21 protein-coding genes, 3 tRNA genes and 1 pseudogene are annotated in these 22,976 nt (G+C 38.5%); 11 read left to right on the top strand and 14 right to left on the bottom strand.

What is annotated here, in order from left to right; all coding sequences use genetic code 11:
- Complete coding sequence (locus PJIAN_RS09890) at positions 1–1,134, bottom strand: hypothetical protein (protein WP_153802542.1); 1,134 nt, start codon at positions 1,132–1,134, stop codon at positions 1–3.
- Positions 1,135–1,417: 283 nt separating this feature from the next.
- Here PJIAN_RS09890 and PJIAN_RS09885 point away from each other — a divergent pair, with 283 nt between their 5' ends.
- The 6 genes from PJIAN_RS09885 (at position 1,418) to PJIAN_RS09860 (ending at position 9,466) form a co-directional block, all read left to right on the top strand.
- Entirely contained in the window at positions 1,418–1,711 is a 294-nt protein-coding gene (locus PJIAN_RS09885; RefSeq protein ID WP_172795600.1) for a helix-turn-helix domain-containing protein, read from the top strand.
- A gap of 20 nt (positions 1,712–1,731) precedes the next feature.
- Entirely contained in the window at positions 1,732–2,424 is a 693-nt protein-coding gene (locus PJIAN_RS09880; RefSeq protein ID WP_068704516.1) for a helix-turn-helix transcriptional regulator, read from the top strand.
- Complete coding sequence (locus PJIAN_RS09875; protein WP_068704514.1) at positions 2,408–3,307, top strand: ATPase domain-containing protein; 900 nt, start codon at positions 2,408–2,410, stop codon at positions 3,305–3,307. Before PJIAN_RS09880 ends, PJIAN_RS09875 begins: the two co-directional genes overlap by 17 nt.
- A 594-nt stretch (positions 3,308–3,901) precedes the next feature.
- The gene (locus tag PJIAN_RS09870; RefSeq protein ID WP_172795599.1) at positions 3,902–5,551 is read left to right on the top strand and encodes an ATP-dependent nuclease; all 1,650 of its coding nucleotides are present in this window, start codon (positions 3,902–3,904) and stop codon (positions 5,549–5,551) included.
- A gap of 112 nt (positions 5,552–5,663) precedes the next feature.
- On the top strand, positions 5,664–8,036 hold the full coding sequence (locus PJIAN_RS09865) for a type I restriction-modification system subunit M (RefSeq protein ID WP_068704510.1): 2,373 nt from the start codon (positions 5,664–5,666) through the stop codon (positions 8,034–8,036).
- On the top strand, positions 8,027–9,466 hold the full coding sequence (locus PJIAN_RS09860; RefSeq protein ID WP_068704508.1) for a restriction endonuclease subunit S: 1,440 nt from the start codon (positions 8,027–8,029) through the stop codon (positions 9,464–9,466). The genes PJIAN_RS09865 and PJIAN_RS09860 overlap by 10 nt, the downstream gene beginning before the upstream one ends.
- On the opposite strand, the pseudogene PJIAN_RS09855 reads toward PJIAN_RS09860, so the two are convergent.
- The 3 genes and pseudogenes from PJIAN_RS09855 to PJIAN_RS09845 form a co-directional block, all read right to left on the bottom strand.
- Positions 9,463–10,051: pseudogene (locus PJIAN_RS09855) on the bottom strand (tyrosine-type recombinase/integrase). The gene PJIAN_RS09860 and the pseudogene PJIAN_RS09855 sit on opposite strands and share 4 nt — an antisense overlap.
- A gap of 112 nt (positions 10,052–10,163) precedes the next feature.
- The gene (locus tag PJIAN_RS09850) at positions 10,164–10,475 is read right to left on the bottom strand and encodes a hypothetical protein (protein ID WP_153802541.1); all 312 of its coding nucleotides are present in this window, start codon (positions 10,473–10,475) and stop codon (positions 10,164–10,166) included.
- Between the two features lie 10 nt (positions 10,476–10,485).
- Positions 10,486–10,815 carry an SH3 beta-barrel fold-containing protein gene (locus PJIAN_RS09845; protein WP_068704504.1) on the bottom strand — a complete coding sequence of 110 codons (330 nt, stop codon included), beginning with the start codon at positions 10,813–10,815 and terminating at the stop codon, positions 10,486–10,488.
- A 331-nt stretch (positions 10,816–11,146) separates the two neighbouring features.
- On the opposite strand from PJIAN_RS09845, the gene PJIAN_RS09840 reads away from it, so the two are divergent.
- On the top strand, positions 11,147–11,383 hold the full coding sequence (locus PJIAN_RS09840) for a hypothetical protein (RefSeq protein WP_068704502.1): 237 nt from the start codon (positions 11,147–11,149) through the stop codon (positions 11,381–11,383).
- A gap of 135 nt (positions 11,384–11,518) precedes the next feature.
- Here the strand turns inward: PJIAN_RS09840 and PJIAN_RS09835 are convergent.
- The 7 genes from PJIAN_RS09835 to recA all read right to left on the bottom strand — a co-directional run bounded on the left by PJIAN_RS09835 (position 11,519) and on the right by recA (position 16,008).
- Positions 11,519–11,605: transfer RNA gene (locus PJIAN_RS09835), tRNA-Leu, on the bottom strand.
- 9 nt (positions 11,606–11,614) lie between these two features.
- Positions 11,615–11,701: transfer RNA gene (locus PJIAN_RS09830), tRNA-Leu, on the bottom strand.
- Between the two features lie 38 nt (positions 11,702–11,739).
- Positions 11,740–11,815, bottom strand: a tRNA-Gly gene (locus PJIAN_RS09825).
- Positions 11,816–11,925: 110 nt separating this feature from the next.
- Complete coding sequence (gene nspC / locus PJIAN_RS09820) at positions 11,926–13,062, bottom strand: carboxynorspermidine decarboxylase (RefSeq protein WP_068704500.1); 1,137 nt, start codon at positions 13,060–13,062, stop codon at positions 11,926–11,928.
- Positions 13,063–13,292: 230 nt separating this feature from the next.
- Positions 13,293–13,694: an energy transducer TonB gene (locus PJIAN_RS09815; RefSeq protein WP_068704498.1), complete on the bottom strand. Its 402-nt coding sequence runs from the start codon at positions 13,692–13,694 to the stop codon at positions 13,293–13,295.
- A gap of 78 nt (positions 13,695–13,772) precedes the next feature.
- Entirely contained in the window at positions 13,773–14,975 is a 1,203-nt protein-coding gene (locus tag PJIAN_RS09810) for a saccharopine dehydrogenase family protein (RefSeq protein WP_068704496.1), read from the bottom strand.
- A 16-nt stretch (positions 14,976–14,991) separates the two neighbouring features.
- Positions 14,992–16,008 (bottom strand): recombinase RecA, encoded by a 1,017-nt coding sequence (gene recA, locus PJIAN_RS09805; RefSeq protein ID WP_068704494.1) that lies wholly within the window; start codon positions 16,006–16,008, stop codon positions 14,992–14,994.
- A 231-nt stretch (positions 16,009–16,239) separates the two neighbouring features.
- Here recA and PJIAN_RS09800 point away from each other — a divergent pair, with 231 nt between their 5' ends.
- Positions 16,240–16,947 carry a rhomboid family intramembrane serine protease gene (locus PJIAN_RS09800; protein WP_068704492.1) on the top strand — a complete coding sequence of 236 codons (708 nt, stop codon included), beginning with the start codon at positions 16,240–16,242 and terminating at the stop codon, positions 16,945–16,947.
- Positions 16,944–18,986, top strand: a complete 2,043-nt coding sequence (locus PJIAN_RS09795; RefSeq protein WP_084252360.1) for a ComEC/Rec2 family competence protein — start codon at positions 16,944–16,946, stop codon at positions 18,984–18,986. Before PJIAN_RS09800 ends, PJIAN_RS09795 begins: the two co-directional genes overlap by 4 nt.
- 4 nt (positions 18,987–18,990) lie before the next feature.
- Here PJIAN_RS09795 and argH read toward each other — a convergent pair whose 3' ends face one another.
- From argH to pyrE, 3 genes are read right to left on the bottom strand one after another with little or no spacing between them, the layout of a single operon-like run.
- A complete protein-coding gene (gene argH, locus PJIAN_RS09790; protein WP_068704488.1) occupies positions 18,991–20,331 on the bottom strand; it encodes an argininosuccinate lyase in 1,341 nt (446 codons plus the stop codon).
- Positions 20,332–20,358: 27 nt separating this feature from the next.
- Positions 20,359–20,772 (bottom strand): hypothetical protein, encoded by a 414-nt coding sequence (locus tag PJIAN_RS09785; RefSeq protein WP_068704486.1) that lies wholly within the window; start codon positions 20,770–20,772, stop codon positions 20,359–20,361.
- A gap of 5 nt (positions 20,773–20,777) precedes the next feature.
- Complete coding sequence (gene pyrE / locus PJIAN_RS09780; protein WP_068704484.1) at positions 20,778–21,419, bottom strand: orotate phosphoribosyltransferase; 642 nt, start codon at positions 21,417–21,419, stop codon at positions 20,778–20,780.
- 262 nt (positions 21,420–21,681) lie between these two features.
- On the opposite strand from pyrE, the gene mnmC2 reads away from it, so the two are divergent.
- The gene (gene mnmC2 / locus PJIAN_RS09775) at positions 21,682–22,341 is read left to right on the top strand and encodes a tRNA (5-methylaminomethyl-2-thiouridine)(34)-methyltransferase MnmC2 (RefSeq protein ID WP_068704483.1); all 660 of its coding nucleotides are present in this window, start codon (positions 21,682–21,684) and stop codon (positions 22,339–22,341) included.
- Positions 22,342–22,442: 101 nt separating this feature from the next.
- The gene (locus PJIAN_RS09770; protein ID WP_068704481.1) at positions 22,443–22,973 is read left to right on the top strand and encodes a HEAT-like fold family protein; all 531 of its coding nucleotides are present in this window, start codon (positions 22,443–22,445) and stop codon (positions 22,971–22,973) included.
- Positions 22,974–22,976 lie beyond the last annotated feature (3 nt).

The raw sequence follows: 22,976 nt of genomic DNA, 5'->3' as shown, positions 1-22,976 counted from the left end.
TTATCCCCTTAAAGCTTGTATTTTCTCAATGTCGGAATTTATAAGCTTAATAGCATCTTCAAACCCTCCTTGTATTAATAGGTCTTTCACTTTACTTAATTGATCTATTAAACCGTCTATCTCATACTTGTCTTTTGTGTCAATTTTGAACATGTTGTTAATTGTTTTATAGTATGAGTTGCTTTTTTGCTTTAATTTATCCCAGTTTTTTGAGGTCACAGCACAAAGTAGTCTTTGCATGATGTCTGCTTGGTCACCACTAAATTTCAAGACTCCGAAAGTATTCTGATCTTCTGTCGATAATGGAGGTATTGATAAAATTATATATTGAAGATAATAAGATGTAAGAATCATATTGACGTTAATTTGCATCTCCTGATCTATATATTGTTTAATATCTTCTTCGGATACTGTAATGTTAGCAGACTTTTTTAATGATTTGAAATGCTTCCAGATAGACAAAACCATAGTTGCATTATCTATAGTTTCATATTTCTTTTCAACTTCATCTATGGCTACATTGTATATGGCAGTTTCATCAAGAATCTCTTCAACGAAAAAGCCTTCTTCCCCCGTCTCAAGTTCTTCTCTTGTTTTAAGGTACGACTGATATATTGAGAGTATAAATTGCTGTTCATTTACACTATAACTGGAAAAGTCAGCTTCATTGGTTTGACGTAATTGGTCGCCATAGAGGCTAAAACTAGTTTCTTCTGATATTTCAGGTATTGTAAACTTCTCATATGTTCCATCGCCTACCGTTTGAATATCTTCATAATTTTCAAGATGTTCGAGCAGCTCTAAAGCTCTATTGAAATTATCTTCATTATAAGGTTTATAATGTGGATAATTATTGAAGGTGTCATTGAAGATTCTTTTATGGAAATGGGGAAGAAGATATTCTTCATAGAGTTCTTCTCTAATTACAACCCACCTTAGAGCATAGAGCCAATCAGCAACTTGCATTTTTCTGCAATATAACCCTTTTACATCATTAAAATTTGATGCAATATAGTTTACTAAACTTGAATATGAATGTTGATGCCCTAAGCCATAGATAAATTCTATAGATTCTTGAGGTGGGGTAGTGGCCTTTTTTAAATAATGTCGGAGGTTTTTATCGCTGTATAGCATAATATGCAGAATGATAGCTTTTTGCTCTTGTTTGAACAGTTAAAATAAAGCTTTTTGGAGTTAGGTTGAAGATTCTGAGGATAAAGTTAGGAAAAATTGAATTAGCATCATGCCAAAGTTGAAGAAATTTACAGCATAAAAAATTGGAGTTGAATAAAAGTTGATGTCTGTTGAATTGTCAAATGATGGGATAATCAGGAACTTTGTATCATAATCAAAACGAGTTGCGCAACATGCTTTTGATGTAATTTTTGTAGAGTATCAACTTAAAATGAAAAATGCTATGCTTATAGAAGATATAATGAAAAATGGCACAAATGTTTCGATTGCACTTTCAGCAAAAGATTTGCAAGAGGTAATAAACCAAACGGTAAAAGCGACACGTGAAGAAATTGAACAATTGATTGTTGATGACAAATCCGAAGTGTATTTGTCTCCAAAACAAGTCTCTGAGATGTTGGATGTTGATCTTTCAACTTTATGGCGATGGGATAAACGGAATTATCTTAAGGCGTATTCAATAGGAGGCAAAAAACGCTATCGGAAATCGGATATTAAAAACAAATTGAATTGTTGAATAAGTAATTGATTATCTGCATGAAAAATAATGATAAGGCTTTGTCTATACAAAAGGAAGATAAAGGAGATAAGATTTCTAGCCTAAAATATAACGTTATCACTCCTGTTAATTTAAGTTGTTTCCTTGAACCTGTTGAGTTAGCAATCTTTATTGCACTAATGCACCAGTGTAATGTGTCTAATAAGCCTATTTCGCTGTCTATGGTGGCAGGATTTACGGGATTGTCAAAATCACGAGTCTCAAACAATATTCAGAGTCTTGAAAGAATGGGACTTGTGTCTAAAGGACGAAAAACTCAAAATGGGACTTTTTATTATATCGAAACAGAGAATATTGTGAGATTTTTGAAGGAATATAACGATATAAAAGATCCAGTAACTAGACTCAAGATTGGTGATCTGATAAGAAGATTCAGTGGCTTAGAAACAAAGAATGTAAGTGCCATTAAATTGTTTGGATCATATAACGATATGGAAGTGTTTTCGACTGATAAAGACATTAGTCTGAATAACGAAAGTACATTCAATTCTTCAATTGATTTATTGAATGAATTTCTTAAGATTAAGACGAATGATACGTGGTTGACATATCAGATAAAACTGCATCTTGCTGGATGTCTAATAAGTAGAGCCGAGGAAATTGGAACGATGTTGAGTAAAAAAATTGAATATGATGAATTAAAAAACGAATACTATGGAAAGTGTAAATAAATACAATTACGATCTGGAAGAGCTAAGAATGAGCTACCAGAATTATCTTGAAAACCCATATAAGAGAGGATTAGAATGTGGAATTAAGGAATTCGACTCAATTGTACGATTGGCACCAGCTAGCTTTGCGATTTGGACTGCGACTGCGGGAGCTGGTAAAACGACGTTTATTAACTATTATAGTTATCTGATGGCTAAAAAATACAATTGGAAAACACTCTTCATTAGCTTTGAGACCCCTATTTATAGTCATATCAAAGACTTTTTACAAATGAAGACAGGAAAAAATTGTGATGGGCAGTCAATCGAAGATTTTCAGTCCAATGAGACCTTGTTTGAAAATTTGATATTTGTCAAAGCTGACTCCATTTCAACCATCGATCAAATTAGCCGTTGTATCAAATATTATGTTGATAACTATCAAATTAACTCCGTTGTATTGGATCCGTTTAATTATATAGATGTTGAAGGTAATATGGATACAAATAGCATCGGTAGAGCATTGAGGAGGTTGGCTAAAATACCCAAACGATACAATATACTATTGAATTTGGTTGCCCATCAACGTAAACTCCAAAAGGATGAGCCTAGTGGAGAAAATATATTGGGTTCTGTGCATTTCAAGAATATGGCCGATTTTATTATCGTACTTAAAAGAAACTTGGAAGGCAATTCAGTACTGATAACAGCAGATAAAATTAGGGATAATATAGATAAGGGAAAAATGGGTGAAACTGTTGAATTATTCATGAATACATCAAATAAGCACTTTACCTCAACGAAACCTGTAGTACAAAACAATGATCCAGACGCATTAGCCAGAAAATTATTAACGTTGGCGAAGAAGAAGAGGGAAAAAGAGCAACAGGGGCGAGTTGCTTAAGATAGAGAACACAGTTCTAATGGAGATTTAAATATAGAGGTTGAATTTTAAGGTGATGAAATTTGTTATGTGGTTTATTATCAGTGTTCTATTTTAGTAACAGGTAGTAATCCAAATACTATTCAAGTAGTGTTGTTTCAGTAACAGCAGAGTTATCAAAATCTATATAGAGTATATCTGTTTGAATACCAATGTATAACTATATAAAAGATATAGTTATATAAAGATATAAATACAACATCAACAGCTTTTTGAGTGAAGCTGTTTTGTTGTAAGAAGAAAGACTGGATGCTGCCTTTCCCTCCTCTTATTGAAGATCTTCCTATGGAGCCCCTCCCTTATGTGGAAGTCCTAATGGGGGAGGGAGGGGGTGATTTTGAAATCTTTAAAATTGAAATCCCCTAAATCCGAAGATAATGGAGGATGGAATGAAAAGGGCTTACGGTTTGCGGCGTATCTCAAAAAAAAATTTCCCAGAAAAAATCCATATTTTTCCTGAACTAGCTCATGATTTTATTGATAATATTCACTTTCTTTGTAAATGAATATTATTTTGGGGTATACAATAGATTTATCGTTAATTATCCAGTTTCAATGAAGATAATCCGTGTTAAAATCCAAAATTTTAGAAGCATTCGATCTATAGATATTGAATGTTCTTCAAAACTTAATGCCTTTATAGGAGAAAATAGTGTTGGTAAAAGTAATATATTTGATGCCATTAATTGGTTATTAGGGCCAGTTTATCCTTCCTTCAATTCTACATTGCCACAAGACCATTATTTAGGTTCCATTGATAATAAAATAAGTATTACATTATATTTTGATGATGGTAATTATTTACAACTTGCTGAAATATGGTACGATTTTAGACAAAATGAAAAGTCTGGATTAAATCTCTCGGGTAATTATATTACAGATATTGATAGGCAGCGGTATTGTTCTGCATATTTAGGTGTTGATAGAGCAATTGTTGATTATCTACCCTCAAATCGATGGAGTTTGCTGGGGAGAATTTTATTGGAAATAAATTCTCTGTTCAAAAATGAAGAGGTTTTGGATGAAACAACGGGTGAAATTATTAGCAAACCTGATTTATTCAAGAAAGAAATTGAAACAATTAGAGATACGATACTTTTCACAGTGAAAAATCGAGAAGGAACGGAAGTGATGAAATTGTTTATAGAAACACTTCAACGAGAAAGTGCGAAACAATTAAATCGGGCTGAGAGTGATTTTTCTGTTGATCTTAATCTTTATGACCCATGGAATTTTTACAGGACCTTACAGCTTATCGTTACAGAACCAGAAATTAATCTCTCTTTTCAAGCATCCAGTTTGGGTATGGGCATACAAGCATCTATATCCATAGCCGTATTGAAAGCATATTCACAAATCAAACTAAATAATAGCACACCTCTTTTTATTGATGAACCTGAACTTTACTTGCATCCACAAGCACAAAGATGCTTTTATAAAGTTTTACATGAATTGGCTGAGAGTGGAACTCAGATTTTCTTTACCACTCATTCTCCAGACTTTCTAAATGTGGGAAGATTTAATGAAATATTCTTAGTTAGAAAAAGTTCAACCGAAGGCACTTATGTGCGTTTTGCAAAGGCAATTGATTTTATTGAGGATCTTCATGTTCGGTTAAATATAACAACTAACGAGGATGATCTTATGCTTCATTATAAAAATGCATATGAAGAAACTGGTGATACACAAAAAGCAAATGAAGCTTTTTTTGCAAAAAAAATAATCCTAGTTGAAGGTCAAAGTGAGTCACTATGTTTACCGTATTTTTTTGAACTGCTAGGATTTGATTATATTGCGGAAGGGGTGACAATAGTTAGATGTGGGGATAAAAATGATATTGATAGATTCTATCGTTTATATAGTGAGTTTGGAATTCCTTGTTACGTGATTTTTGATGGGGATAAGAATCATTTTGGGACCAAACATCAAACAGATACAGTAAAAAAAAATAAAGCTATTCTAAAATGCCTTGGAATTGACGCTGATTTCCCAGACGGAGTAATACATGATAATTTTCTTGGATTTAAGAATTCATTGAATGAAGAAATTGGCTTTTCGTCAAGCAACAAAGGACTATCGCTATATAAGCAATTAAAATCTACTATTACATCAAGAGAACAAATACCAGATTGGGTGCCTCAATTAATTGAAAAAATTAAAAATATGAGTGAGATTGCCTCAAGTGTTTTATTAAAAGCCCACTGATGTTACAATGCTGGATCTATAGCGTGATTGTATTGTGAATAAGTATAATTGTCAATATGGCAAATATTTAACTGCTAAATTGGGTGAATGTTTCGTTTAAAAATTTTATCAGATGGATTTGAAATTAATTAAGAACTACTTAGATAATCAAGAAAAAAAAGTTGTTGAAACATACGACTTTGAAAATAAGAAAGTTAAATATTCAGATAAAATTACTGGATGGAAAATTGAAAAATTCCGTGGTGATGAAGAAATTGTACGAGCATTCATGCTTGCAAAATTGGTTAATGAGCTTGGTTATAAGCCAGAGAACATTGAGATTGAAAAGCAATATGATATTGGTCGTCCTAAGGTAAATAAACCACGAATTGATATTATAGTAAGAGATGAGAAAGGTGATGCTTTTTTGTATGTTGAGTTAAAAAGCCCTCAAGATTATGAAAAAGACAAAGATGAAATCATTGAAAAGCAATTGTATAATCTTGCTTCCCAAGAAAAAGGACAAGGGAAGAAAGTGAAGTATCTAATGCTTTATACAATAGAGGTTGGAGAGCATGATATCAAAGACAAATGCATTTTAATTGATTACGAAAAATTCAATTCATATGATTCTTGGAAAGAAGTACGAGATTTTACAGATTCAATTCCAGCAAATTATGGCAAGGCTCAGAAAGAACCTTTTATAAAAGGTGGAAAGAAAGATTTGGAAACTGATTTTTCACACGAACAGATAGATAGTTTGCGAACTAATTTGCACAATGTTCTTTGGGGAGGAGGGGGAACAGACGATAATGACGTTTTTTCTTCACTGGTAAATATTATTCTTGCTAAAATTCAAGATGAAAGTGAAAAAAGAACAGGGGAAAAATATGATTTTCAAATTTTTACTTTTAGAAATGGAGATAGTTTTGAAACCAACGAAGAACTTTTTGAAAGAATAAATCAGCTTTACCGTAGAGCATTAAAACAACGATTGAATATTATAGATGAGGCAAAGCTAAAGAAATCGTTTGTGATTGATGAGAATAAATTTTCATTGAGCAAATTAAAATATACTGTTTCTCAACTCGAAAGATATTCATTCGTTGATGGTAAAAATAGCTTCTCAGGAAAAGATGTTTTAGGAGACTTTTTTGAGGGGATTATTCGTGAGGGTTTTAAACAAAGCAAGGGTCAATTTTTTACGCATATTAATGTGGTAAAATTCTTGCTCTGGGGTTTGCAGCTTGATAAATTGGCAATTGAGCGAGTAAACAATGACTTGGAGATTCCGTATTTAATTGATCCAAGTGCTGGTAGTGGAACTTTTCTTATTGAATATATGAAGTTTATCACTGAAAATATCAAACGACGTTTTCATCACAAACTTGATGAAACAAGGGATGTCGATGATAAATTTCATCAATGGTTTATGCCTGACCATCGGGAAAATAAATGGGCAAAAGATTACATATATGGTGTAGAGATAAATTTTAATCTTGGTACGGCGACAAAAGTAAATATGATTTTACATGGCGATGGCTCAACTAATATCTTCGTAAAAGACGGACTTTTGCCCTTTAAATTTTATGACAAAGAAACTGCTCCGAATTTTTTGAAGCAGTTCACTCATGATGGAAAATATTATAACAAAGAGGTAAACGGACAATTCGATGTCATTATTACCAATCCTCCGTTTAGCGTAGATTTGGATAACGATACTAAGAAAAATGTAAAAACAGAGTTTTTGTTTGGAGATAAAAAAAATTCCGAAAACTTATTTATTGAACGTTGGTATCAATTACTCAAGCCTAACGGACGTTTTGGAGTAGTCTTGCCCGAAAGTGTTTTCGATACAACAGAAAACAAATATATTAGGTTGTTCATATATAAATATTTCAAAGTTAAAGCAGTTGTTAGTTTGCCACAACTTACTTTTGAACCATTTACCAGTACAAAAACCAGCTTGCTGTTTGCCCAGAAAAAAACTACAGACGAGATTGAAGATTGGGACAAACATTGGACGAAGTTTTCTAAAGAATGGAATACTTTGCAGACCAGATGCGAAAATCTCATGAAAGTTTATTTGGAAAGAAAAGAACGTAAGAAATTATCTTCTGTAAAAGATTTGACAGCACAAGATGAAAAAAATATCTTGTCGAGAATGTTAAAGAATTATTGGACAGATGAAGATAATGAACTTGCCAGCAAGGAAATAGTAGAAAAATATCGGGATGAACTAAAAGGAATGTGCGCATATGATAATGATACCAAAGATGTTTTTGGCTTTGTAAATACATGGTGGGTATTCGGAGAAGTTGCTAAGGAATTGAATTATAAGATTTTTATGGCAGAAGTAAAAGATATTGGTTATAAACGAACTAAGCGAATGTTCACACAAATGCCTAATGAACTTTATCGAGTGAACGAAATTGGTGAAGTTTTGGTTGATGATGGAGTAAAAGAAACAGCTTTGGATTTTTTAAGAGACGTAAAATGGGATTGAAGATATTTACCATAGATCAGAGTGACTTAGCGATAAGCATGCATTGTCGTTTAGATGAGAAATATTCATCTTTTACAAGGGTAGACAACTGGGTAATCTTTGATTCTCAATTCCCTCAGGTGCAAATATCGAATTTTCTTGAAGCTTTGGAAATAAGAAAACATAAAAAGGGGGATTTGGATGAGGAAATGTACTTGGTTAATATTTCAGATCAATCACAAAGGACTGGAGAGCTAGAGAACGTCGAATTAGTTAGCGAAATTGGATCTGACAAAAATGATTTATCGGAATCTGATATATTTATTTCAAAATTAGGTATGCCTAGAGGGTATGTTTTTCTAAATTCATACAAAGGAAAGAATCTTATTGGATCAACAGAATTTATACCATATAAGATCAAAAATTTTGATAGCAGGTTACTTTTGAGATACCTTTTGCTGCATCCCAAGGTTTTAAAAGCATATTCATTTCTAGAATCAGGCAAAACTCCCTCACATAGAAGAGTAAATCCATATGAATTTCTAAAAATAAAACTCCCTGCTATACCGACTCTCCAACAACAGCACATTGTTTCTTTAATAGAGCCTAGGGATAATAGAATTAATGAACTTAAATCTCAGATTACCCCACCATTGAGAATTATCAATCGAGTTTTTGCCCGTGAATTTGGGTTTGAGGAGAATCTTTACAATGAATTTGGTAAAGGAATGACTGCTGGGACTCAAATAGCTCAGGACAAAATTTTGCGTGTTTTCGATACAACTTTTGATGAATTTGCAAGAAGCGGTATTTTTAGGTTTTCTACAAGATTTCATAATGCTCCAACAAAAAAACTGATGGATTTTTTGGACAATATCAAAACACTTCAAGTAAAAGATGTTGTCGAAAGTTTTGAAAAAGGTCTTCAGCCAAAATATAATTCTGATGGCGATATTCCTGTCGTAAAAATTGCAAATCTCAAAAATGGATTTATTGATTTTTCTGATCCTGAATGTGTAACTGAAGAGTATTTCAAAGGTATAGATGAGAGGAAGAAATTAAAACAGAATGATATTATTATTTGTTGCACAGGAAAGGTCTCACTTGGCAAAATTGATTTCTTTGATTATGAACAAGAATCTATTACAACCGTTGATAATTATATTGTAAGATTAAGAGATAGCTATAATATGCTATTTTTTACATATTTCTTTAGAAGTATTTTGGGTTATTTTCAGGTTGAACGAGATTATACAGGAGCAACAAATCAAATTCATCTATATTGGGAAGAAATTTCAAATTTTAAAATTCCAGATATACCCTTATCCATACAACAAAAAATTGTGGATGAGATAAAAGGAGAATTGGACAGACAAGAAGAAATTAAGAAAGAAATCGAGAAAGAGCGAAAGAAAATTGAAGAAATAATTGAAGAACTTGTTTATTCCTAAAATGTCAACGAGTCGTACGTTTCCATTAATTCTTCATTTCTAAGTCCAAGATATTTTCTGGTTGTGCGAACATCGCTATGGTTAAATAACTCTGAAAGCTTTACAAGCGCAAATTCGGCATTATTTCCAGAATTGTTATAAACAGCTCGTCCGAAAGTTTTGCGCAAAGAATGGCTGCTAAAATGGTCAATCTTTAAGTTATAATTGACTTTGATCTCTTTCAGAATAATATTTATTCGCTGAATTGAATAAACAGTTCCTTTTTGGCTCAAAAAGCATTTGCTATCCATTTGGTGAGGATGAATTGAAGTATAGCATTCTTTAATATGCTTTTGCAATTGAAAATTGATTTTAATCTCCCTTCGTTTGCCAGTTTTTTTTTTCAATAATTTCAAAATGATCTTTATCTAAAATGTCTATCCAAGTCAGGTTTAGCAGGTCTGATATTCGTAATCCCCAAAATGATCCTAATGAAATTAGAAGGCTCATTTTATAATTGCCATCATTATATAGATTCCTGATTAATTTAAGCATAGAATTCCACTCGATAAAATCGCTTGTTGTATTGGAAAATTTGAGGCTCATAATATTCAATTTAATGTTATTTGAGACGAAGTGAATGTTTGTTTTGGTGATATTAATTGGGTGTGTTGGTATATGTCAAATAATTAAACGGTTATGAAAATATATTCAGTAATTACAAAAGTGAATATTCATCTCGTACCCGTTTCCCATAATCTTCAACCTTTTCAATATAACAATCCAGGGTGTCAATAAGCATATCAATTGACACGTTCAGGAATACATCGAGTATTTTTTTGTTTTTGATAAAATTAATGTAAAACAGATCCGTCCCTTCATTATATTTTATTTGCACAACGCCTTGAAATATAAATCCTTGCACATTAAATTGCAGTCCATCTCGAAGGTAAATAGGGGAGTTGAATCCCCAGCTCCAAACTATCATTTTTTGTGCAAGAAGACAGTTCATTATGTGTGATGCAATCATTTTTTTACGATTATAGAATTGATATTATAGATTCCCAACGGAACGAACGCCAAGCCCCTTTTTCGACATCAAAATACGCTGTTGTAAAAAATACTTCACGGCTAACCCCTCTGCCATTGATATACTTTGCAACAAGACTTTTGTTAAGTGTACCCCACGCCTCCCGAACTTCGCCACTTTTCTTTATAAAAAGGAAATGTGCGATACCATTTGCCATTTTTTCTTTTAATGATTGAATCAATACGGCTTTTGACCCTGCTATAAAGTCGTTATTTGTTCTAAGTCCTATGATTGCAGCCCTTGTAGCTGTCATTTCACTGATTGTTAATACGTTCAACATAGTTGCAAATATTTAATTATTTATTTAAGTTTCAGTGGTAAGCTCCAACCATTCAATTTGTACATCAACTCAAGCGCATGAATGCGTGATACACAACTTTCAATCTTATTTCCACTGGAAATTTCCCAAACGCCCCAGCCTGATCCAGAGCATGAAGCCTCAAATTTTCTTGGTTTAAATGTTGTTGAGTACATTATTGTTTTGTTATTAATTACAATGCAAATATATGACATATATTCAATATATGCAATATGCGTGAGTTAAATAAGATTAAAAATATTACATATAATCAATATATGCAATGTTTGGGCTATCTTTGCGATCTTGTTTAATGAAGAATATGGAGAAAAAAGAAAGGACAGTAATTCATGTAGAACTAGCGGATGGAAGACACTTCTACTTTGGAAGTCTTGCGGCTATATATACATTGTTTGAAGGCTCGGATATTGGTATTGGCTATGGAAGCCTAAGAAACTATGGACTTTCAGAAAGTAAACAATATCAGAATGCAAAGTGCATAATAAGAAAAGGGAGTTTGAGAACAATTGAAAAAGGAAGGGAGGTCTAAAGATTTTGGAGAGGCTATTTCCTTGTCAAGCGAGGGTGTAATTATGAGTTTTTGTTTGTTTGTTGTGCGGGTGTTGTGCAATTTGGCAAAAAGAAAAACGCTAACCATTTATAATTAAATGATTAGCGTTATGTTTGGTACCCAGGATGAGATTCGAACTCACACAAGATTGCTCTCACTACCCCCTCAAAGTAGCGTGTCTACCAATTCCACCACCTGGGTATTTACTGATGGTGCCCAGAACAGGACTCGAACCTGCACAGCCTTACGACCACTAGTCCCTGAAACTAGCGTGTCTACCAATTCCACCATCTGGGCATTAAAGAAAAAAAAGGCGGAAAAACCGCCAGATCACTTGGAGCGAAAGACGGGACTCGAACCCGCGACCCCGACCTTGGCAAGGTCGTGCTCTACCAACTGAGCTACTTTCGCGTTTGCGGATGCAAATATACGCTCTTTTTTTTAACTGACAAATATTTTCTGTAAAAAACTTCTTGTTTTGTGTAACTCGTTTATATTCAATTATTGTTGGATGTCTGAAATTAGGATAAGCGATTTTTGAAGTCTTCGTATCCGAATTTTTTTATTAGTTTGAACTCGTTTTCTTTCGTCCAAATGCCGATTGATGGGTGAGAAACACCGTTGAAGGTGGTAGTTTTTACCATTGTGTAGTGAATCATATCCATAAAAACGATGCGATCGCCAATCTTCAGTTCGTTGTCAAAGCTCCAATCGCCGAAATAATCGCCCGAAAGACAGCTGTTGCCTCCCATGCGATAGGTGGGTTTACCTTCCAGAGCGTCGATTGCACTCAGAATAGTCGGTTTGTACGGCATCTCCAGACAGTCGGGCATGTGGCAGGCAAACGAAACGTTGAGCATGGCAGTTTTGATGCCCTTGTTTTCGACGATATCTACCACCGATGATACAAGTTCTCCTGTTTGCCATGCAAAGGCGCTACCGGGCTCTAAAATGAGTTGCAGGTGCGGATATTTGGCATTAAAATTGCGGAGCAGTGCGATCAGATGTTCTGTATCGTATTCTTTGTGGGTCATCAGGTGACCACCACCCATGTTGAGCCATTTGATCTGAGAGAAGTACTTGCCAAATTTTTCTTCCACCACAGCCAACGTCTTCTCCAGATCGGTAGAGCGTGACTCGCACAAAGTGTGAAAGTGGAGCCCTTCGATACCTTCCGGTAGTTTTTCTCCCAGCATATCGGCTACAATGCCTAAACGTGAACCGGGCGCACAGGGATTGTAGAGATCAGTCTCTACGTCCGAAAACTCGGGATTGATGCGCAATCCGCACGAAACCGGATGTCCGGCTTGCTGGGTGACCGGATACAAACGTTCGAACTGGTTCAATGAATTGAATGTTACGTGACTGCTGTATCTGGCTATTGTCGGAAATTCTTCGTCGGTGTAGGCCGGGGCATAGGTATGGGCAAGGCTCCCCATCTCCTCAAATGCCAGTTGTGCTTCGGATAGCGAACTGGCGGTGGAGTAGGGAATGTATTCGCGTACAATCGGGAAGGCGCTCCACATGGAGAATGCCTTAAACGCAAGAATGATCTCCACACCGGCACGTTCTTTTACAGAACGGATCAGTTCGAGGTTGTTACGCAGACGAACTTCGTCGAGCACGAAGCAGGGAGAGGGTATTTGGTTGTAATCCATTTTGCTGATTGATAGTTGTTTTATTCGGGCTGCAAAGATAGTGAATTATATTGTGAAGGAGAGTGGGTTAAATGAGAATAGAATGCACTCTTGGGAATGTGAATTCCAAAATTTACGCCGATATTTGGAATACAATTCCAAATATTACGCTATAAATAAACACAAAGACCCTAAGACTCAAAAAATCTTCTTTGCGCCTTAGGGTCTTTGTGTCTTTGTCTTGAAAGAACTCAATATAACCGATATTCAACCGGAATAGTTACCCAAACTCTTACAATTTTTCCTTTCAATCTTCCCGGAATCCATTTGGGCATTTTTCGAACCACTTTTAAAGCTTCTTTGTCTATAAGAGGAGCAACGCTCCTTGCAATTATAATCTGGGACAAAGATCCGTCCATTTCTACAATACATTTCACAATAATTCGAGCCTGAAAATCATCCTCACAATTTGGATATTGTTTGTTTAGATCGATAAACTTCATCATAGCCTCTTTCCCTCCCGGGAACTCCGGCATTTTGTCTACGACTGTATAAACTGTGGTGTCCGAGGCAGCAATCTGTTTCTTTGGGTTTTTAGCAGAAGCACAAAATGCAGATAGAATGAGAATTGATAGGAAAAAATAGCGTTTCATGTCATCGTATTTAAAAACAAAGACACCAAAACCCGAAGAGAACTTAGAGTTTTAGTGTCTTTGTGTTGAGCTGAAAAATTACAGTTCCAGATCGATGTCAGTCAGCTCTACCCAAGGAAGACCCTGTTTGCCGAGCTGTTCGAGGAAAGGATCGGGATTGAACTCTTCCACGTTGAATACGCCCGGTTGACGCCATTGTCCGGTCATGAACATCAATGCGCCGATAGTAGCCGGTACACCGGTGGTGTAGCTTACTCCTTGAGTTCCGGTTTCTGTGAAGGCTGCCTCGTGACTACAGTTGTTGTAAATGTAGTAAGTCTTCGGTTTGCCATCCTTGATACCCGAGATGCGGCATCCGATGGAAGTCCAGCCGGTATAGTTTTCTCCCAGATCGCCCGGGTTGGGCAGTACGGCTTTCAGGAACTGGATTGGCACAATTTTTACGCCGTTGTATTCCACCTCGTCGATGCGAGCCATCCCGATGTTTTGGATTACGCGCAGGTGTGTGAGGTATTCCTGTCCGAAAGTCATCCAAAAGCGGGCGCGTTTTAGTGTCGGGAAGTTTTTAACCAACGATTCCAGCTCTTCGTGGTAGATCACGTACGACTCTTTCGGGCCTATTTCCGGATAGTTCAATGGTTTGTGAATTTCGTGTGGTTCTGTTTCAACCCACTGTCCGTTTTCCCAGTATTTGCCTTTTTGGGTTACTTCGCGGATGTTGATTTCCGGGTTGAAGTTGGTGGCAAATGCTTTTCCGTGGTCGCCGGCATTACAGTCAACGATGTCCAGATAATGGATCTCATCGAAATGATGTTTGGCGGCATATGCGGTAAATACACTTGTTACGCCCGGATCGAAGCCGCAACCCAGAATGGCGGTCAGACCGGCATCCTTGAAACGTTGCTGATAAGCCCACTGCCAGCTGTATTCGAAGTGAGCCTCGTCTTTTGGCTCGTAGTTGGCCGTGTCTAAGTAGTTTACTCCGGTAGCCAGACAGGCATCCATGATGGTCAGATCCTGATACGGCAGCGCCACGTTGATAACCAGTTCCGGTTTATAATCGTTGAAAAGAGCAATCAGTTCGTTTACATTGTCGGCGTCTACCTGAGCAGTAGCTACATTCACGCCGTAACGTTGTTTTACATCGGCGGCAATAACGTCGCACTTCGATTTAGTGCGGCTTGCCAGCATGATTTCGGTAAATACCGCGTGGTTTTGAGCCACTTTGTGCACAACGACGGTGCCCACACCGCCTGCGCCAATAATCAATACTTTTCCCATTTTCTATTTTCTGTTCTTATTTGGATTGTTTCAAAGCTTCTGTGATTTTTGCATCCAGTTCGGCGGCCAGTTCAGGATTGTCTTTGATGACATTTTTGGCAGCATCGCGTCCCTGGCCTATTTTGGTGTCACCATAGCTGTACCATGAACCGCTCTTTTTAACAATGCCATATTCGACTCCAAGGTCAACGATTTCACCGTTGCGTGAAATACCTTCACCGAACATGATGTCGAATTCGGCTTTGCGGAAAGGAGGTGCCACCTTGTTTTTTACTACTTTTACACGGGTCTGGTTACCGATCACCTCTTCTCCATCTTTTATTTGTCCGATGCGACGGATGTCTAAACGAACCGAAGCATAGAATTTGAGGGCGTTACCACCGGTGGTAGTTTCGGGATTGCCAAACATCACACCGATTTTTTCGCGTAACTGGTTGATGAAAATACAGCAGGTATTTGTTTTGTTGATATTTGCAGTGAGTTTACGCAAAGCCTGCGACATCAGGCGAGCCTGAAGACCCATCTTGGAATCGCCCATATCGCCTTCCAATTCGGCTTTCGGAGTCAGTGCGGCCACTGAGTCGATAACAACCAGGTCAATGGCAGATGAACGGATCAGTTGGTCGGCAACTTCCAAAGCTTGTTCTCCGCTGTCAGGTTGAGAAATAAGCAGGTTGTCGATATCCACTCCAAGTTTTTCGGCATAAAAACGGTCGAAAGCGTGTTCGGCGTCGATGATTGCTGCAATGCCGCCGGCTTTTTGAGTCTCGGCAATGGCGTGAATTGCCAATGTGGTTTTACCGGATGATTCGGGACCGTAAATCTCGATGACACGTCCACGGGGGAAACCTCCCACACCCAGAGCATTGTTCAAACCGATGGAGCCGGTAGAAATTACAGGAACTTCTTCCACTTTGGTATCGCCCATTTTCATAATGGTGCCTTTGCCATGATCTTTTTCAATTTTATCCATGGCTAATTGAAGGGCTTTCAATTTCTCAATGGAGGGTTGTTTGAGGGTCTGTTCTGACATAAATGTTTGCTATTAATTTATTTGTTTGTTCTGATGAAAATGTCTATCATCCTGACTGTAGCTGAGTTTGTTGATGTTAATTGCCACATCGTTCGGGATGAAGCACAATATACCAATTTGTAGTTCAAAGATAGATGATTTTTTTAGAACGACATATGAACGCAATATATTTTTGTGAACATTTGGAGTAATGTTTTAAAGAATTTATATTTGTATATAAAATATTGAAGTATGTTGTTCTATCCCAATATGTCACAGGAACGCCGCCGCTTTTTGCATGCATTGATCATCCCGATCCTGCTTTCATTGCTGCTTGTCCTGATTTATATCGTTCAGTGGGGGCTTCAGTGGGACGTCGAGGCGTGGGGTGTTGTTCCCAGAACGGTCTCCGGATTAAAGGGAATTTTATTACACCCTTTTGCTCATGCAGGCCTGTCTCATCTCTTCAATAATGTTTCAACTTTTCTGATTTTGTCCACTGCTTTGTATTATTTCTATCGTGATGTAGCTGGCAAAGTGCTTTTGTTATTATGGCCGATGACGGGAATTTTATTGTGGATTATCGGTCGCGATAGTATTCACATCGGAGCGAGTGGTATTATTTACGGGCTGGCGTTTTTTATCTTTTGGGGAGGTTTGCTGATGCGCAATATCTCTTTGCTGGCTATTTCCCTCGCCGTGGTCTTCTGGTACGGAAGTATGGTGTGGGACATGCTGCCTTTTTTGCCCAACGAATCCATTTCGTGGGAAGGACATTTGTCGGGCGCTGTTTCCGGATCGATACTCGCGTTTGTTTTCCGTAAAACCGGATGGCAACCGCAGGAAAGTGATTCGGAAGAGGATTCAGATAATGACGAATTGGAGGAAATAGCGATGAAATACGAAAAAGAGGGAGAGTTGATAGAAAAAGAAGAAAATAATCAAACCGACAACCAATGACCCGATTTGCACACAGGATTCCCTTTTTTCGTTTGTTTCTTGCATTGGCTGCCGGAATCTTTACGGGAAGTATGTGCGAAATTCCCGTGTGGCTCTATGTTTTGTTGTTAAGTCTTGCTGTTGCTGCGTTAGTTGTTTCCTCAACAATTAAAAATGTATCTCTTCAGTTTCGGTTCCGGTGGTTGTTTGGTAGCGGAGTTTTCTTTGCGTTCTATGTTTTGGGAGCATGGTCGTTTCAACAATCGCAAACGAAGATCCGCTTTCCATTGGACGGGATTAAGGGTGTGTTTGAAGTCGAAGTAAAAGAGGCTCCTATCGAAAAAGCAAAATCGACGTTGTACAAAGTGAATATCGTTCGCAGTCTGAAAGCAAATGAGGTTGTTAACGTAGACAAGGTTGCATTGCTATATCTCCCGAAAGATACATCCGGATCCCGGTTCGATTTTGGTGATCGCCTGATGGTTTATACTACTTTTTCCATACCAAAAGGGAATGGGAATCCGGAAGAGTTTCAATTTGGTCGTTATCTTCAAATGCACGGTGTCTCAGCTACAGCTTTCGCTTTTCGCGGAAGTTATCGAAAAATTGGGCATTCGTCTGCATTTTCTTTAAAAGCTATATCCTCTCATCTCCGGCAGAAATTGCTTGAAGTTTACAAACGTTATCATATTGAAGGTGATGAGTTTGCTGTTGTGGGCGCTCTGATGTTGGGTTATAACGATGCTTTGACCCGAGAGTTGCTTGATAGTTATAGCATTACCGGAGCGATGCATGTATTGTCGGTTTCCGGACTGCATGTCGCGATTGTTTGTGCGGTGTTCTATTTCCTGCTCGGTTTTATGGATAAACGTCGGTGGTCGTTTGTCGTCAAGCATCTTATTGTCATTGTGCTGTTGTGGGCTTTTGCCATCCTGACCGGTCTTGCGCCTGCTGTGGTTCGTTCGGCTCTGATGTTTTCTTTAATTGCTTTGGGCTACGTGGTTTCGCGCAAGCCGCAAATCTACAATACTATCTTCTTCTCGGCTTTCGTTATGTTGCTCTACGATCCGTGTTATCTTTTTGATGTCGGGTTTCAATTGAGCTATATGGCGGTGTTGAGTATTGTCTATTTTGAACCGAAATTCAAAAAGCTGATCGATGTCAAATTCAAACCCTTGAAATGGTTATGGGAATTGACCTGTGTGTCGATGGCGGCACAGCTCGGCACAGCGGCTTTGGGCGTGTTTTACTTTCATCGGTTTTCCAACTTCTTCTGGTTGAGCAATATGGTGGTGGTGCCACTTTCGGGATTTATCATGTATGCGGCAATGGCGTTGCTGTTGGTGGCTCCGTTTCCTGTAATTGCCGGTTGGGTGGCGCTCGCTTTGAAATGGATGTTGATCGGAATGAATGGCGCTATCCGGTGGATCGAACATTTGCCCTTGGCGGCCTATAATTTGTGGATTGATCAATGGCAATTGTGGGTTTGTTCGCTCGCTATTTTGTTTGCGGCAGGCTATTTTGCTACCCGGAAATATCTGCTGTTGCAGCTTGCTTTGGTCTGTGTGATGCTGTTTTTGGTGGATGATCTGGCTCGTAATTTCCAGTCGATGAACGAAAAAGAGGTCGTGGTTTGGGCTGACAGTAAAAATACGCATGTTCAATTTACGACAGGAAACCAAAGTTTTGCGGTTTCGTCCGACTCGTTAAAACTGAAGCAGCTATCATCAGGTTATCGCATAAAGCAAGGAATTGATGCGCAGCGATTTTGCAATCAAAAAGCAGTTGCGTTTTGCGGCAAGCATTTTCTGATTACCAACGATTCCTTGTTTCGTAGAAAATATTCCGAATCTAAAATGCCAGTGGATTATCTTATTGTCGGCAATAAAACACGTATTACCATGGACAAATTGTTGCGGTTTGTGGAGCCGAAACAGGTCATTGTCGATAATTCCATTTCAAAATGGTACAGTAATCGGTTGAAACAGCAATGCAATTCGCTCGGAATTGCATTTGTCGACACAAAAATCTCCGGTGCTTGCCGGTTGAGGATGGAGTGATTTCTTAGACAGACAGTAGTTTGTTGTAAGCCAGCTCTACTTTGTCAAAGTTGAATTGTCCTACAATTTCGTCCTTGTAAGTTGTGATTTCGTCGTTGCAAAGATTTCCTATGCTGCCTTCGTGCGTGTGGTGGATGTTTTTGTCCGGATGAAAATTCCCGGCTTCAATGTCTAGTCCCACTTTTTTGTAAGCATCGCGGAATGGCATTCCTTCGCGGGCAAGCTGGTTTACTGTCTCTACGCTGAAAATCAGGTCGTAGCGATTGTCGTCGAGGATGTGATCGTTGATGGCGACTTTGTCCATCATCGTAGTAGTCATGTCAAGGCAATCGTTCAGTTCTTCAAAAGTAGGAACGAAACACTCCTTGGTAATTTGCAAGTCACGGAAATAACCTGATGGCAGGTTGTTTACGATCATTGTAATTTGCTGGGGTATTGCCTGAATTTTATTGCATTTGGCGCGTGTCAACTCAAAAACGTCCGGATTCTTCTTGTGCGGCATAATGCTCGAACCGGTTGTGAAAGCATCAGGCAATTTGATGAATCCGAAATTTTGGTTCGAGAACATGCAGGCGTCAAAAGCCAGTTTGGATAGTGTTGCTGCTACTGAAGCAAGTGCGGTGGTTACTATCCGCTCCATTTTGCCGCGCCCCATCTGAGCATACACCACGTTGTAATTCATGGTGTCAAAGCCCAACAGGTCAGTAGTCATCTGGCGGTTGAGCGGAAACGATGAACCGTATCCGGCGGCCGATCCAAGCGGGTTGCGGTTGGCGATTTTGTAAGCCGAGAGCAAAAGTTGCAGGTCGTCGGCAAGGCTTTCGGCATAAGCGCCAAACCATAGTCCGAACGACGAAGGCATGGCTATTTGCAGGTGAGTGTAGCCCGGCATCAACACGTTTTTGTAGCGGTTGCTCTGGGCTATCAGTACGTCGAAGAGATCGCACACTTTGGTGACTGTTTTTGCTATTTCGGCACGGGCAAAAAGCTTCAGATCGAGCAGCGCCTGATCGTTTCGCGAACGACCGCTGTGGATCTTTTTCCCCATTTCACCCAATGCGCGGGTTAGCATTAGTTCTACCTGCGAGTGTACGTCTTCGATGCCTTCTTCAATTACGAAATCGCCCTTTTGGACGATTCCGTAAATATTTTTCAATTCCTTCAGAAGTTGTTGCAGCTCTTCTTTTTCCAAGAGGCCAATGCTTTCAAGCATCGTGATATGAGCCATTGAACCTAAAACGTCGTATTTTGCGAGATAGAGATCCATCTCCTGATCACGACCGATAGTAAACCGTTCAATCTCCTGATCGGTTTTAACTCCTTTGTCCCAAAGTTTCTGAGCCATTATTCTTCTTTCGGAATTTGTTGCGTGTTATTTGTAATTGATACCAGCCAAAGCTTCGGCAAACTGATCGACGAATTGCTGCATGCGTCCGCCAAACATCATTTTTACCATCGGCGGAATGTCGGCATGAGCATTGACATGTAGATTGGTCTGATTGTCTGATGCTTTGTTCAGGTGAATATTGACGTGGAAATCGATAGGTGCATTATCAGCTCCCAGCTTAATTAGCTTGTAGGGTTGTTTGTCGACAATAGACAGATCGATTTTTCCGATTGGATTCACTGTGAAATGGCATTTATCTTCGTAAAACTCAATGTCTTGAATAGTGTTTCCCGGAACCATGTGTTTCGATTGTTCAAGGTTTCTCAGGTCGGACAGAGTGCCATAAACTTGTTCTTCGTTTGAAGTGATGGTTTTTACTGTGCTTTCGAATGTTGCCATCTGTATTATTTATGAGAGGGTTGCCATTTTGCAGGATCATGGCGCCACTCTTGTAGTGTTTTAATTTCAGCTTCGTCAATATAGTCGGTTGCAAGAGCTACATCCAAAATAGCATCGTAATTGCTTAATGTCATGCAATTAACGTTAGCATCTTTGAATTGTTTTTCTGCAACAGGGAAGCCATATGAAAATATCGCCAGCATACCGATTACCTCGCTACCGTCGTTACGGATCGCTTCTACGGCTTTCAGACTGCTGCCGCCTGTGGAAATCAGGTCTTCTATAACAAGCACTTTGCTTCCGGGACGCAAATCACCTTCAATCAGGTTTTCAAGGCCGTGATCTTTGGGTTTTGAGCGAACGTATACAAAAGGCAAGCCGAGTTCTTCGGCAACCATAGCTCCCTGAGCGATAGCTCCTGTGGCAACACCAGCGATAGCTGTAGCTTCGCCAAAATGTTCGCAAACTAAGCGTGCCAGTTCTATTTTGATGAAATTTCTGATTTCCGGATACGAAAGGGTTTTACGATTGTCGCAATAGATAGGCGACTTCCAGCCCGAGGCCCACGTAAAAGGATTGTTCGGCTGTAATTTTACAGCTTTTACCTTCAATAGTTTTTCTGCAACAATTTGTTCTAAAAGTTTCATGAGAAGTGTAAGTGTAATATGGTGAAATCAAGAGAAATTGATCTTTGATTCAAATGCCTGATTAATAGTGATTTTGCTTTTGTTTGTCAGGGGTGCGTTTCGATTGCGTTCCAATTCACAAAAACTAGTGCAAAGATACTGATTTCATGGGCAAGTTTTATGTCCTGAAGACAAAAAAATATAGAACTAATTATTAACAACCTTAATCTGTCGGTTTCTTGGAATTATTATGGTTAATTTTGTAAGCTAAACTCGCTTTTTTATGCAAGAGATTCAATTTCAACTGACGGAGGACGGTTCGCACACTCTTTACCTGCCTGAAATGGATGAACATTACCATTCTGTTCACGGTGCTGTTCAGGAATCCCGTCACGTTTTTATTCGTGCAGGGTTTGAAGCCTGTCTCTCTCAGTCGCCCCGGATTTTTGAGGTGGGTTTTGGAACCGGACTGAATGCGCTTTTGACAGCCATTGAAGCAGAAAAATCAAAACGCAGGGTGGCTTATACTTCGGTCGAACTTTATCCTCTGTCGTCGGATCAGGCCGGGCAGCTCAACTATGGCGCGATGCTGAATGCAGATTCGCTTTTTGCCGGTTTGCATGATGCTCCGTGGAATGAGTGGAGATCTATCTCTCCCTGGTTTGACTTGAAAAAGGTTGAAGCTGATTTTTCTGTCATGCCAATGCCCGAAAATGAATATGATTTGATATACTTTGATGCGTTTGCACCAAACAAGCAGGAAGATTTGTGGAAACCCGAAATTTTTGACCGTCTTTTTCATAGTCTTAATCCCGGTGGTGTTTTTGTAACTTACTGTGCGAAAGGTGTTGTGAGAAGAATGTTGCAGTCTTCAGGATTTCTGGTGGAACGTATGCCCGGTCCTCCGGGAAAACATGAGATGTTGCGTGGAAAGAAGCCATAAGTTCGGGTCTTTTTTGCTATTTTTGTAGGTTGGTTTTGCCAAAAACAGATTAACGTAATCGTTAATTTTTCAGCGGTTTAATATTTTGATAGACAGTGCTTATGGTTAGTTGTGAGGCTTATTTATCCCAAACGGTACGTAGAAAAGAAATTGACTTTTTGGTGGAGGTGGTGGCTTCTGACCCTAAGCGATTACACGAACTTATTTGTCTCGTAGAGCACGAGAATCAGCAAATCGGGTGGCATGCGGCCTGGTGTCTGGAAAAACTGTTTGAAAAATACCCTGAATTTTTCACTTCTCAAATGCTGGACAGAATTACGGGAATTGCCATCGAAACAAAACGCGAAGGCACCCGGCGTCTGATGTTGAGTATTTTGAGAACAGCTGAATTGCCTGTCGTCTTGCCTGTTGAGCTCATTAATAAAGCTTTCGAATGGATATTGTCCGAAGTCTCGGCTATAGCGGTAAAGGCTTTGAGTATACATTATCTGCTGCGGGTTTGTAAGCGGGAGCCTGACTTGCTTCCCGAGCTTCAGCTGTGTGTATCACAATTACTGGATAATACAGATTCTCCGGGTATTCGTTCGGTGGCCAAAAAGGTAATGAAAGCCAACATCTTAAACTGTAAATAATTA

Source organism: Paludibacter jiangxiensis (assembly GCF_001618385.1).
Lineage (GTDB): Bacteria > Bacteroidota > Bacteroidia > Bacteroidales > Paludibacteraceae > Microbacter > Microbacter jiangxiensis.
The sequence above is the reverse complement of the archived record's forward strand: the minus strand, read 5'-3'. Positions and strand labels throughout refer to the sequence as shown.